This is a genomic window from Blastococcus sp. KM273129, from assembly GCF_021698995.1.
In the GTDB taxonomy this organism is placed as follows: Bacteria; Actinomycetota; Actinomycetes; order Mycobacteriales; family Geodermatophilaceae; genus Blastococcus.
Genome location: NZ_SSXB01000001.1, coordinates 167,583 through 179,817, shown reverse-complemented (window position 1 = coordinate 179,817; position 12,235 = coordinate 167,583). Strand labels below are relative to the sequence as shown.

Sequence of the window (12,235 nt, the reverse complement as noted above, 5' to 3'; positions counted from 1 at the left end):
CGTCCTCCCGGTGATCGCGTCGGTCGCCCGCCAGCCTGCCCCGCCGGCCCGGTGGCGTCGAGCCGGACGGCCCGGGCGGGGCGGTCTCACCGGCCGGCGCCACCACCGCCGGCCGCGGCGAGGGTGCGCTCCAGCTCCGGGGTCAGCCGCGGGATGGGCCGGGTGTCCTCGTCGACCGGCGGGCGCGGGAGCGGCGAGACGAACGGGCTGCGCACCGCGGCGGCCACCGCGCCCGGGTTGACCGAGGCGGCCGGCACGCGGCGACCGGCGGCGGGTGCCTCGAGGGCGACGGGCGTGATCTCGGTGGCCGCCCAGCGGGCCGCACCGGCGCCGAACGCCGTCGCGGACAGCGCCGCCAGCCCGCGCCACTGCCGGCCGGTGAACTGCAGGCGGTGGACGTCGTCGACGCGGGACCGGACCACCGCGCGGAAGACGACGTGTGCGGCGCGGTCGGGCACGCGGATGCCCAGCTCCACCTCGGCCCCGACCGAGGCGCCGACCCCGCGGACGCGCACCTGCGCGCCCCCGAGCGAGACGTCGACGAGCCGGGCCGGGACGCCGTCGACGACGGCGGGCAGCGCGGCCGGGAACCGGTGCCCGTCGCGCCGCTCGGCGGAGAAGCGCGGGTCGCGGATGCGGCGGATGCCGGCGACGACGAAGCCCAGCGTGCTCACCACCCAGAAGACCGGCACCAGCGTGGTGCCGCCCAGGCCGTGCCGGATCGGCGTCCAGCCGGCCACGCTCGCGGCCGTGAAGAGCAGGCTCCCGGCGAGCACGGCGGCCAGCACGAGCAGCACCGCCGGCACCCGCGCGCGGGTCCGCTCCGCCCCCGTGCGGCCCTTCGCGGTGACCGCGAACCGGCCGGTGCCGCGCAGCACGAGCGAGAGCGTGGCGGCCAGGTTGGAGGGCAGCCGGACCACCTCGAAGAGCAGGGAGAACCGCGCCGGGGCGAAGCCGCGCGACAGGAGGGTCAGCGCGACCTGCTGCAGCAGGAACGGGACGCCGGCCATCACCGCGAAGAGCACGGGCGGCGCGTCCACCGGGAACACCCCGGTGAGCAGCACGGTCACCGGCACGAGGGCGAGGCCCAGCGTCCGCCACGAGTCGAACCACGCCGACAGCGAGTAGAGATACCCCAGCCGCTGCCTGGGTGCGAGCCCCGGAGCGGTCAGCGGGTTGTCGTGCCGCAGCACCTGCATCGCGCCCCGGCCCCAGCGCCGGCGCTGCGCGTAGAAGGCAGCCGGGCTGCCCGCCGCCAGACCCCGGGCGAGCACCTCGTTGTGGTAGGCGCTCCGCCAGCCCGCGCGGTGCAGCTTCATGGTGGTGTGGAAGTCCTCGGTGAGCGACTCGGTGGCCACCCCGCCGACCTGGCGCAGCGCCTCGGTGCGCAGCACGGCGTTGGTCCCGCACCAGAAGGCCGCCCCCGCGTGGTGCTTGCCGGCCTGGATCACCCGGTAGAACAGCGACTCCTCGTGCAGGTCGACGCCCGGGCGCAGGTGCTCGAAGGAGCTCGTGTTGTAGAAGTGCTGCGGCGTCTGCACCAGCGCGAGCCGGTCGTCCGCGAAGTAGGGCAGCGTCCGGGTGAGGAACTCCGGGTCGGGCACGTGGTCGGCGTCGAACACCGCGACGAGGTCGGTGCCCACCAGTGCCAGCGCGTGGTTGAGGTTGCCCGCCTTGGCGTGGTCGTGCTCGGTGCGGCTGACGTAGCGGGCGCCCAGCGCGGTCACCATCTCCTCGACCTCGAGCCGGTCACCGTCGTCCAGCACCCAGGTCTCGTGCTCGCCCTCCATGGCCAGGCAGGCGGCGACGGTGGGCAGCAGCACGTCCAGGTGCTCGTCGTAGGTCGCGACCAGCACGGTGACCGACGGCGCCGGCCCGGGACGCGGCGTCGGCACGGTCGCCGGTGAGACGTCCCAGGTCGTCATCACGAACAGCACGAGGGCGAGCCCGCCGTAGAGCTCCAGCGCGAGGAAGGGGACGCCCAGCCAGAGCGCCGGGCCCTCGGGCAGGGTCGCCAGCAGCCGCCAGGTCAGGTAGGCGGCGGTGGCCACGACGGCGGTGACGGCCACCGCGCGCACCACGAGCAGCCGCGCGGCGCTCTCCGGCGCCGGGACGGCGTCCCGCGTCCCGCTGGGGCGGTCCAGCGCCGCCCGATCCGTGCTCACGCAGCAGGCATCGACACGCGCACCGGCCGGGCACATCCCCCCGAGGGGTGAGGCCCGGGCCCGCGGTCAGCCGCTGCCGCGGAGCCGCTCGGCCGTCCGGTCGGCCATGTCCGCGAACTGCTCCCCCTCGTGCAGCAGCGTCCAGGCCATGACGAGCTCCACACCCGTCGGCACGCCGTCGGCCTCGACCGCCCCCGGCGGTGCGACGAGGTGGCTGACGCTCTCGACCAGGAGGCCCTCGCCCGGGCCCGCCACCTGCCGCGCCACCCGCCGGACGCGCAGCGCCGGGCCGGCCGGGAGCGGGACCAGGTCCACGGCGGGCGGCGCGAGGCCCCGCCCGGCGGCGGCCCGCTCCTGCTCGGCGAGCTCCGCCAGCCCGGTGGTCAGCCGGTACCGGTCCGCACGGAGGCTGGCCAGGACGCCGTGGACCGGGTCGGGCACCCAGAGCGCGGCCAGGTCGGGCGGGCCCTGGCGGAGCGCGGCGCCCAGCGACCGCAGCTGCGCACCCAGCCGCGCCGCGCCCTGCCCGCGGGCACCCAGGTCGGCGCAGACCTCCCGCGCCCACCCGGCCACGGCACCGGACCGGGGCAGCCACACCCAGCCCACGTCGGACGGCTCGACGGAGTACTCCCAGCCCGTCACGGGAGCCACCGGAACGAGCCCGCGACGGCGTCGAAGAGCGCGGTGAGCGGGTCGAGCAGCTCCAGCAGCGGCGTGGAGAAGCTCAGCAGCACGAAGCCGCCGCCGGGCACCGGGTGGTGGTACTGCGCAACCGCCGTCTGGACGGGGCGGCCACCCGGAGCGGGCGCGAGCACCCGGCGGCGCAGGCGAGCCACCGGCCCGCAGGGCAGCTCCACCACGTCGGCCGACCCCCCGGGACCGGCCGCGGCCAGGAATGCGGCCTCGTGTGCGCCGGGCCGGTCGCCGGCCGCCGGGGGGACCACCCCCACCGCCAGGGCGCAGGCGAGCGGTGGGGCGCCCTCCTGGAGCACCGGCAGGTGCACCTCGACCGTGCGGCTGTCCACCCGCGCGGCGACCGCGTCGTGCAGCACGCGGGCCACCTGGGGCATCAGCCGGTCCCGGTCGGGGCGGCCCCGGATGACCGCCCGGGCGGTGCGGCGGATGTCGGCGTCCCGCTCCGCGTCGTCCAGGACGCGGATCCGCACCCAGTCGCCGGGCACCGCGAAGGTGAAGTCGCGCGGCCGCACCCCGACGGCCCCCGGCACCCCGGCGGTCACCTGGCCGCCCGGGCCGGAGCCGGGCCGCCGCTGCCGGCGAAGGCGTTGGCGGCGGGAACGGTGCCGGCGGCGTTCGCGAGCAGGCACGCGCCCTCGGCCCGGGCGACGCGGGAGAGGCCGGTCTGCACCTGGGGTGCGGCCGTCGCGGCCGTGGGGAGGAAGGTGGGCGGGCCGGCGACGGGATCACGCCACAACCCCGACCGGCGGTAGGCCTCGGCCCACTCCCCGCGGGTGGGCAGCCAGCCGCGCGGGTCGCGGGCCCGGGAGGTGAGCGCGCCGGCCGCCGGCCCCGGGGACGCGGCGACGCGCGAGGCCGCCCGCGCCTCCCGGCGGGTCATGCCCGAACCCCGCAGGTGCGTGACGAGGGACGGGCGGGCCAGCCCGCGGGTGCCCGTGGCCACCGCCAGGCCGGCCAGCGCGAAGGCGCGACCGGCCCCGAAGGTCAGCACGCCCGCGACGTCCCAGAGCACGGCGTCGAGCCCCGCCCGGCCGCTCGCCAGCAGCCCCGTGTTGCCCACCAGGGAGACGGCACCGGCGGCGAGGGCCAGCGCGGCGAACGGTGCGGCGAAGGGCTGCAGACCCGGGATCGCGCCGAGGAAGAACGCCGCGAGGCCGAGGGCCCCCGCCACCTTCCCGGCCCAGCCGGTGACGACGGCGACCACGTCCAGGACGTCGTCCCAGAAGCCGTCCGCGAGGTCGTCGGCGCCCAGGACGTCGTCGACGGCGTCGGCGGCGGTCTCCCCCGCCGCCCGCCACTCGGCCTCCAGGGACGCCAGTTCCTCGCCGGCCGCCCGGATGCCCCCGGTGGCCGCCGCGGCGTCGTCGTGCGCCCGGCGCTCGGCGACCGGGTCGGGTTCCGGCTGCGCGGCGGCCCGTTCACGGGCCCGCCAGGCGGCGTCCCGGGCCTCCTCGGCCTCCCGGGCGCGGGCCAGGACGACGTCGGCACGGGCCTGGACGTCCTCCAGGGCGCGCGCGTAGCCGGCCAGGGCCGCCGCCGTCCCCTCGTACCGGGCGAGCGCCTGCTCGATCGTGCCGGCCACCTCTGCGGTGCGCTCCCGGAACGCCCGGCCGGCGCCGGAGTCCCACACGGTCGCGCTGCCGTGGATCTCGCGGAGCGCCGTCGCCGCCGTGGTGATCGCCGCGGCCGTGCCGGCGTACTGCCGCGCGAGCCGGGCGACCGCCCCCGCGTCGCCGCCCACGGGGTCCGACGGGCGCAGCGGCGACCAGTCCCGCGGGCGGCTCACCGCTCACCGGCCAGGGCGGCGACGAGTTCGGTCTCGATCCGCTCGTAGAGCTCCGCGGCGTCCTGCGCGGCCTGGCCGAGCCCCGCGATGAGCTCGGCCATCTCGGTCCGCCGGCGGTCCCAGCCGGTGCCGAACTCCCGCAGCCGCTCCCGCAGCCGGTCGTGCGCGATGACGTCACCGCCGACGTCGGCGGTGTCCCGCGCGCGGTCGAACTCACCGTGCACGACCAGCAGGGCCCGCCCCGCATCGCGCAGGACCGCCGTCTCCACCTCGAGGCCATCACCCACGCCGCGGACCCTAGGCAGGAACGACCCTGCCCCGGACCCGTCGTCCACAGGCGGGTCAGGCGGTGCGGGGGCCCTCCCACAGGTCGATGCCGGCGTCGACGGCGTGCTGGTCGATCGCCGCGAGCTCGTCGTCGGTGAACGCGAGGTTCCCCAGCGCCCCGACGTTCTGCTCCAGCTGGCCCACGCTGCTGGCCCCGATCAGCACGGTGGTCATCCGCGGGTCGCGCAGCGCCCAGGCCAGCGCCATCTGGGCCAGCGACTGCCCGCGCTCACGGGCCAGGCCGTCCAGGGCGCGGACGTGGGTGAGCGCCTGCTCGGTGAGCAGGTCGGGCGAGAGCGACTTGCCCTGGCTGGCCCGCGACCCCTCCGGCACCCCCCCGAGGTACTTGTCGGTGAGCATGCCCTGGGCCAGCGGCGAGAAGGCGATGCAGCCGGCCCCGACGTCGGCGAGCGCGTCCAGCAGGTGCTCCCGCTCGATCCAGCGGTTGAGCATCGAGTACGAGGGCTGGTGGATCAGCAGCGGCGTGCCGAGGTCGGCGAGGATGGCGGCGGCCCGCCGGGTCTGCTCGGGCGAGTACGACGAGATGCCGGCGTAGAGGGCCTTCCCGGAGCGGACGGCGGTGTCCAGTGCCCCCATCGTCTCCTCGAGCGGCGTCGCGGGATCGGGCCGGTGGCTGTAGAAGATGTCGACGTACTCCAGCCCCATCCGCGCCAGCGACTGGTCCAGGCTGCTCAGCAGGTACTTGCGCGAGCCCCCGCCCTGCCCGTACGGCCCGGGCCACATGTCGTAGCCCGCCTTGGTGGAGATGACCAGCTCGTCCCGGTAGGGCCGGAAGTCGTCGGCCAGGTGCCGCCCGAAGTTGGTCTCGGCGCTGCCGTAGGGCGGGCCGTAGTTGTTGGCCAGGTCGAAGTGGGTGATGCCCAGGTCGAAGGCCCGCCGCAGGATGTCCCGCTGGCGGTCGAACGGCACGTCGTCGCCGAAGTTGTGCCACAGGCCCAGGCTGAGCAGGGGCAGGTCCAGCCCGCTCCGCCCGGTGCGGCGGTAGGTCATGGAGTCGTAGCGGTCGTCGGCTGCGGAGTAGGCCATGCGCCGATCCTGCGGCACCGCCGCCGCACGCGCCGCACCGCCCCCGGGGAGGTCCGCCGCCCAGGGTGGACGCGTCCACCCGGCCCCTGGAGGTTCCTGTGCTGCTGCGCGTGCTCGGGTTCCTGCTGGTCGCGTGGCTGGTGCTCTCGGTGGTCGGCGCGGTGCTCGCGGTGGTCGAGGGCCTGATCTGGCTGCTGCTCGTGGGCGTGCTGCTGCTCCTCGCCACCGCCGCGTACGGCCGGCTGAAGCGCGACGACCGGGTCTGACCCCCGCGGCGGATCGATCGCCGTCGGCGTCGCCACCCCCTCCGCCCGCGAGCGGGTGCGGCCCGCCGGCATCAACCCCCGCCCGGCCGGTGGGCCCAGGTGTGGCGGTAGTAGTCGGCCAGCCGCAGCCGTGCGGCCGCCGCCTCGTCCAGGTAGACCCCGGCCCGGGGGTGCAGCTGCAGCACCGAGGCGGGGCACATGCTGCTGAGCGGGCCCTCCACCGCGGCCGCCACGGCGTCGGCCTTGGCCCTCCCCTGCGCGACGAGCACCAGCTCCCGCGCCTCCAGGATCGTGCCCAGCCCCTGGGTCAGGCAGTGCACCGGGACGTCCTCCGGGGAGCCGAAGAAGCGCGCGTTGTCCGCCCGCGTCCGGGGGGCGAGGGTCTTGACGCGGGTGCGCGAGGACAGGGACGACGTCGGCTCGTTGAAACCGATGTGCCCGTTGGCGCCGATGCCGAGGATCTGCACGTCGATGCCACCGGCCGCCTCGATCCTCCGCTCGAAGCCGGCCGCCGCCGCGTCCAGGTCGGCCGCGCCGCCGTCGGGGACGTGCACCCGGGCGGGGTCGAGCCCCAGCGGCTGGACGACGGTGCGCCGCAGGACCGAGGCGTAGCTCTGCGGGTGCCCCGGCGGGAGCCCGACGTACTCGTCGAGCCCGAAGCCGCGGATGCCGGAGACGTCCAGCCACCCGGCGGCGACCTGCCGGGCCAGCTCGGCGTAGAGGCCCAGCGGCGAGGAGCCGGTGGCGAGACCGACCACGGCGTCCGGGCGCCGGCGGACCGCCTCGGCGATCCGCCGCGCCGCGACCCGGGCGACCTCGTCGGGCCCGGGGAGGATGACCACCTCCACGGCCCCAGGATCCCACCGGTGCGCCCCGCTTCAGCCGCGGCGCCCGTCGTCCGATGGGACGGTGTGCGACGACTGCCGGCCCTGACCCTCTCCGCCGTGACCACCACCGCCCTGCTGTCCGGGTGCGGGACGCCGGGCGCCGGTACCAGCGGGGCGACCGGGCCGGTGTGCCCGGCGGCCGAGCTGACGCGGCCGGGTGCAGCCGACGGGGTCTACCTCGGGGTGAACCTGGACTGGGGCGACCGCACGCTGACCGAGCACTCCGCCGCGCTGGGCTCCCGCCCCGCCGTCGCCGTCTCCTTCACCGGCTTCCCCTTCTCCCCCGCCGACGAGCGCAACCTCGACGCCGCCGTCGAGCAGGTGCGGGGCGAGGGGGGCCTGCTGCTGCTCACCCTGGAGCCGCACGACGGGCTGGCCGCCGTCACCGACGACGCGTCCGCAGCCCTGGCCGGGCGGCTGGCCGGCTACAACGAGCGGGGCGTGCCGGTGGTCGTGCGCTTCGCCCACGAGATGAACGGCTCCTGGTACCCGTGGGGGCAGCAGCCGGGCGCCTACGTCGAGGCGTTCCGGCGGATCGCCGCCGCCGTCCACGCGGGGGCGCCGGGCTCGGCGGTCATGTGGGCGCCCAACTACGGCGGCGGGTACCCGTTCACCGGCGGCGTCCACGCGGCGAGCGCCTCGGCCGACGTCGCCGCGCTGGACACCGACGGCGACGGCGTGGTCTCGGCGGCCGACGACCCCTACGCCCCGTACTGGCCGGGCGAGGACGCCGTCGACTGGGTCGGGATGTCGCTCTACCACTGGGGCGACGCCCACCCGTGGGGGGAGAACGAGGTGCCCGAGCCGGGCAAGTTCCTCGCCCAGCTGACCGGCACCTACGCCGGGCGGGGCGGGGACGACCGGGGGCTACCGGACTTCTACGCCGAGTACGGCGAGCGGTACGGCAAGCCGGTGGCCATCCCGGAGACCGCGGCGTTCTTCGCCCCCGACGGCGGTGGCGACGGCGAGCTGGCCGTGAAGCAGACCTGGTGGCGGCAGCTGTTCGACCCGGGGCTGGCCGAGCGGCTGCCCCGCCTGGCGATGATCAACTGGTTCGAGTGGGCCAAGGAGGAGCCGGAGGTCGGCGGCCGGGTGGACTGGCGCGCGACCGGGTCCACGCCGGTGCGCGACGCCTTCCGCGCCGACCTGCCGGAGTGGGCCCTCGACGCCGGCGACGTCCCCCGCTGCGGAGGCTGAACCGATGGCCCGCCGGGCGCGGAGCATCCCGCAGACGACCAGCGAGCAGCACAGCCCGACGCCGGCCGACAGCCACACCGCGGCCTGGTCGAGGCACCAGCCGTAACCGGTCCAGGCGGCGCAGGCGCCGGAGCCGAGCCACCACCGCGCCGGCGAGAGCCCGGAGAGGTCCTGCGTGCGGTCGCGCAGCAGGCTGACCGGCTGCGGCAGCGCGGCCGCCGCGCCGACCACGGACGCGACCCCGCCCAGCAGCGCCGCGGCCGCCGCCGGGTCGGTGCCGAGCAACCCGGTGCCGGCGAGCCCCCCGGCGGCCAGCGCGGCGAGGACGGCGGCGCCCGGAGCGGTGCGCAGCAGCACGTGCGGGGCGCGCAACCGGGGCTGGGTGAGCAGCAGCGCCACGAGGACGGCGGCGTTGCCCGTGCCGACGACGGCGTTGGTGACGATCTGCACGGGATCATCGGAGAGCAGGCCGAAGGCGAGCCAGCAGAGGTTGAGCGCGACGGCGAGCCAGGCGCTGGTGGGTGAGAGGCCGAGGGTGCGGCGGTGCCGGCAGGACCGCCAGACCTGGGGCCAGACGACGGAGATGCTGAGGGTGGCCGCGAGGATGCCGAGAGCGGCGGACATGGTGGAGCGGGGATCCGTTCGGAGTCGGTGCGAGGAGCGGTCACCGGGAACGGGGTGCGGGGCGCTCGGCGGTGAGCGGCTGGGCCGGCGGTGACCGGGGACGTCATCGGCGTCATCCATCCGTGACCGGAACGTGATCTTCCGATTGCGCTCTGTGACGTCTGCCGCACGCTCGTAGGCTGGGCGGCCGTGACGACCCGCACCGAGACGATCCGCGCCGCCGGCGGCTACCTGCGGTCGTGGCTGGACGCCCAGGTGCGGCACCGCCGCGTCCCCGGCGTGCAGGTCGCCGTCCGCCACGGCGGCGAACTGGTGCTGTCGGCCGCGTTCGGGGTTGCCGACGTCTCGACCGCGGCCCCGCTGACCCCCGAGCACCTGTTCCGCGTCGCCTCGCACTCCAAGACGTTCACCGCGACCCTGGTGCTGCAGCTCGTCGAAGCGGGGCGGATGCGGCTCGACGACCCGATCGGGGTCCACGTACCGGAGCTCGAGGCGGGCGCCTCGCCGGTGGCCCGGGTGACCGTCCGGGAGCTGCTCGGGCACCAGGCCGGCGTCACCCGGGACGGCGCCGACGCCGACTTCTGGCAGCTGGAGCAGCCCTTCCCCGACCGGGCGGGGGTGATCGCGGCGGCGCTGCGGGCGGGCCCGGTGCTGCGCCGCAACGAGCACTTCAAGTACTCCAACGTCGGCTACGCGCTGGTCGGGCTGGCGATCGAGGCCGTCACCGGCGTGCCCTACGCCCAGGCGGTCCGCCGCGGGATCCTCGAGCCGCTCGGCCTCACCCGCACCGGCGCCGACCACGAGCCCGCCCGCGCCGACGAGCACGTCAGCGGGCACACCGGGCTGCTGCTGGGCGAGGAGACCCGCGAGCCCCTCGGCTCCGGGGGCACCGGCGCCTTCGCCGCGGCGACCGGCTTCTTCTCCACCGCCGAGGACCTCGCCCTCTACGGCTCGGCCCACGTGCTCGGGGACGACCGGCTGCTCGGCGACGACGCCAAGCGGGTGATGCAGCGGCTGGAGTCGGTGGTGACCGCCTACGGCACCGAGGTCGGCCGGTACGGGCTGGGGCTGGCGTTGACCACCGTGGGCGAGCGGCAGCTGGTCGGGCACAGCGGTGGGTGGCCCGGGCAGATCACCGTCACCTTCGTGGACCCGGCCGACGGGCTGGTCGTCAGCGTGCTCACCAACGCGATCGACGGCCCCGCCGAGGAGCTGGCGACCGGGCTGGTGAAGCTGGTCGACGTCGCGCTGCACCCGCGCACCGAGGTGCCGGCCGCGCCCCCCGGGAGCCCGCCACCGTCGTCGTCCACCGGCCGGTTCGCCGGGCTCTGGGGCGTGGTCGACGTCGCCGAGCTCGCCGGGCGGCTGGTGCTCGTACGGCCGACCTGGCCCGACCCCCTGCCCGGCGTCGAGGAGCTGCAGGTGGTCGACGCCGGCACGCTGCGGGTCGCCCCGCAACCGGGGTTCGGGCCGGCCGGCGAGCTCGTGCCGCTGGAGCGGGACGCCGCTGGCCGGGTCGTGTCGCTGCGGCTGGGCGGCGTCACCTACCGGCAGGTCGAGGAGTTCCGCCGCCGACGCGCCTCGATGACCGGCGGGCCGGCACCGTCGCCGGGGCTCTGGGGCTAGCTAGGCACCGGCGGCGGGCACCCGGTCGGCGAGCGGCGCGGGGAGCGGGGGCACCTCGGGCGCCTCGTAGGCCCGGAAGACCGTCCGGTCACCGGGCCGGCCGTACAGCTGCCCCTCCCGGGCCTTCACCGCCGCGACCAGCACGATGCTGACCACCACCAGCAGCGACCACGACCCCAGCTTGGCGGCGTGGACGAGCGTCCACACCGACTCCTGCGACGGGTACTGCCAGGCGCGCAGCAGGGTGGCGGCGTTCTCGGCGACCCAGAGGAAGAAGCCGATGAGCACGAACGAGAGCGCGAGCGGCATCACGTAGCGCCGCCGGCCGACCGTGAAGTGCACCCCGGTCCGCCAGGTGACGGCGAGCAGCAGGAGGGCCAGCGGCAGCCGGACGTCCCAGGTGACGTGGTGGGTGAAGAAGTTGAGGTAGACCAGCGCCGCGACGACGGCGGTGCTGCGCGCGCGGTAGGTGCCGATCCGGAGGTCGAACCGGCGCCAGGCCTGGCAGACGTAGCTGCCGACCGCGGCGTACATGAAGCCGCTGTAGAGCGGGACCCCGCCGACCGTGGCCAGACCGGTGTCCGGGTAGGACCACGACCCCTGGGCGACCTTGAACAGCTCGAGCACCAGGCCGACGAGGTGGAAGCCGAAGATGACGGCGACCTCGCGGCCGGTCTCCCAGCGGAGCAGCCACAGCGCCAGCGTCACGCCGAGGGACCACAGCAGCAGCGCGTCGGCGGCGTCGATCGGCAGCGGCACCACCCGGACCAGCGCCAGGCCGACGAAGAAGAGGACGGCGAAGAGGCAGCACTGCGCCTCGATCCAGGCGAACCGCAGCAGCTGCTTCACCGGGCGGAGGCTAGGTCGTTCCCGCGGCCCGCTGGCGTCTGCGCGGCCCGCGCGTGTCTGCCGGCCCCTGGCCGGCGGTCGGTCACCGGACGGTGGCCGGGCCGGGGCGGAAGGGCGCGCCGTGGGCGCAGACCACGAGGGTGGCGAGGTCGAGCACGCGCTCCCGCTGCCGGCGCAGCTCGTCGCGGTCGTGGCTGTAGGGGTCGTCGGCCGGGCCCTCCTCGGTCCACCACAGGTGGGTCAGGGCGACGACGTCGTCGGGTGTGCCGACGAGGGTGGTGATGTCCTGCGGGGTGTGCCCGGGCGTGGCCAGCAGCCGGATGGCCGGCGTCAGCTGCGTGCCCTCGGCGGCCCGGCGGGTGAAGGTGTCGCCCTCGATGACGGACTGGAAGTCGTGTACCGGGACCACCGGGAACAGGGCGACGTTGAGCGTGTGGTCGAGGTGGTGGTGGCTGACGACGACGTCGGTGACGTCCTCGGGGCGGACGCCGAGCTCGCGCATCGGGGCCAGGATGAGGTCCCGGTCGGCGACCATGCCGGGGTCGACGACGACGACCCGGCCGGCGTCCCGGACCAGGCTGACCGTGCCCGCCACGTGCGGCATGCGCACGTAGCCCTCGACCAGGACGTCCAGGCGGGCGGTGCGCGCCAGCTCCGTCATGCGGCGGACCGTAACAGCGGCGGCACGGACCGCGCGCCACCGCCGTGATCGCCCATTCAGCGGGAGCGGTTCGCCCGCACTCAGGCCGCCGCGGATCGAGTGGC

The 12,235-nt window shown here is 76.5% G+C and carries 12 protein-coding genes and 1 pseudogene; 3 read left to right on the top strand and 10 right to left on the bottom strand.

Annotated features, from left to right (window positions below; translation table 11 throughout):
• Window positions 1-86: 86 nt before the first annotated feature.
• From E9565_RS00820 to mgrA, 6 genes are all read right to left on the bottom strand, one after another.
• Complete coding sequence (locus E9565_RS00820; protein WP_236833855.1) at window positions 87-2,165, bottom strand: glycosyltransferase; 2,079 nt, start codon at window positions 2,163-2,165, stop codon at window positions 87-89.
• Window positions 2,166-2,231: 66 nt separating this feature from the next.
• Window positions 2,232-2,807 (bottom strand): hypothetical protein, encoded by a 576-nt coding sequence (locus E9565_RS22870; RefSeq protein WP_304505867.1) that lies wholly within the window; start codon window positions 2,805-2,807, stop codon window positions 2,232-2,234.
• On the bottom strand, window positions 2,804-3,391 hold the full coding sequence (locus E9565_RS00810; RefSeq protein ID WP_236825503.1) for a hypothetical protein: 588 nt from the start codon (window positions 3,389-3,391) through the stop codon (window positions 2,804-2,806). The genes E9565_RS22870 and E9565_RS00810 overlap by 4 nt, the downstream gene beginning before the upstream one ends.
• An 8-nt stretch (window positions 3,392-3,399) precedes the next feature.
• On the bottom strand, window positions 3,400-4,647 hold the full coding sequence (locus E9565_RS00805) for a hypothetical protein (RefSeq protein WP_236833854.1): 1,248 nt from the start codon (window positions 4,645-4,647) through the stop codon (window positions 3,400-3,402).
• Window positions 4,644-4,934, bottom strand: a complete 291-nt coding sequence (locus E9565_RS00800; protein ID WP_236825505.1) for a hypothetical protein — start codon at window positions 4,932-4,934, stop codon at window positions 4,644-4,646. Before E9565_RS00800 ends, E9565_RS00805 begins: the two co-directional genes overlap by 4 nt.
• 55 nt (window positions 4,935-4,989) lie before the next feature.
• Window positions 4,990-6,021, bottom strand: a complete 1,032-nt coding sequence (gene mgrA / locus E9565_RS00795; protein ID WP_236825506.1) for an L-glyceraldehyde 3-phosphate reductase — start codon at window positions 6,019-6,021, stop codon at window positions 4,990-4,992.
• Window positions 6,022-6,086: 65 nt separating this feature from the next.
• Here mgrA and E9565_RS00790 point away from each other — a divergent pair, with 65 nt between their 5' ends.
• Window positions 6,087-6,287 (top strand): hypothetical protein, encoded by a 201-nt coding sequence (locus tag E9565_RS00790; RefSeq protein ID WP_236825507.1) that lies wholly within the window; start codon window positions 6,087-6,089, stop codon window positions 6,285-6,287.
• A gap of 71 nt (window positions 6,288-6,358) precedes the next feature.
• Here E9565_RS00790 and nagB read toward each other — a convergent pair whose 3' ends face one another.
• On the bottom strand, window positions 6,359-7,135 hold the full coding sequence (gene nagB / locus E9565_RS00785; protein WP_236825508.1) for a glucosamine-6-phosphate deaminase: 777 nt from the start codon (window positions 7,133-7,135) through the stop codon (window positions 6,359-6,361).
• Window positions 7,136-7,231: 96 nt separating this feature from the next.
• On the opposite strand from nagB, the gene E9565_RS00780 reads away from it, so the two are divergent.
• Entirely contained in the window at window positions 7,232-8,371 is a 1,140-nt protein-coding gene (locus tag E9565_RS00780) for a glycosyl hydrolase (RefSeq protein WP_236825509.1), read from the top strand.
• Between the two features lie 33 nt (window positions 8,372-8,404).
• Here E9565_RS00780 and E9565_RS23470 read toward each other — a convergent pair.
• Window positions 8,405-8,995, bottom strand: a pseudogene (locus tag E9565_RS23470) (SemiSWEET transporter); the annotation flags it as partial.
• Between the two features lie 189 nt (window positions 8,996-9,184).
• Here E9565_RS23470 and E9565_RS00775 point away from each other — a divergent pair.
• Window positions 9,185-10,621, top strand: a complete 1,437-nt coding sequence (locus E9565_RS00775) for a serine hydrolase (RefSeq protein WP_236833853.1) — start codon at window positions 9,185-9,187, stop codon at window positions 10,619-10,621.
• Here E9565_RS00775 and E9565_RS00770 read toward each other — a convergent pair whose 3' ends face one another.
• Window positions 10,622-11,470: a DUF817 domain-containing protein gene (locus tag E9565_RS00770; protein ID WP_236833852.1), complete on the bottom strand. Its 849-nt coding sequence runs from the start codon at window positions 11,468-11,470 to the stop codon at window positions 10,622-10,624.
• 82 nt (window positions 11,471-11,552) lie between these two features.
• Window positions 11,553-12,131 (bottom strand): MBL fold metallo-hydrolase, encoded by a 579-nt coding sequence (locus E9565_RS00765; protein ID WP_236833851.1) that lies wholly within the window; start codon window positions 12,129-12,131, stop codon window positions 11,553-11,555.
• Window positions 12,132-12,235: the final 104 nt, after the last annotated feature.

Excerpts from the sequence above, each read along its gene's own strand:
- mgrA (WP_236825506.1), bottom strand. The coding sequence starts at position 6,021 with ATGGCCTACTCCGCAGCCGACGACCGCTACGACTCCATGACCTACCGC.
- E9565_RS00765 (WP_236833851.1), bottom strand. The coding sequence starts at position 12,131 with ATGACGGAGCTGGCGCGCACCGCCCGCCTGGACGTCCTGGTCGAGGGC.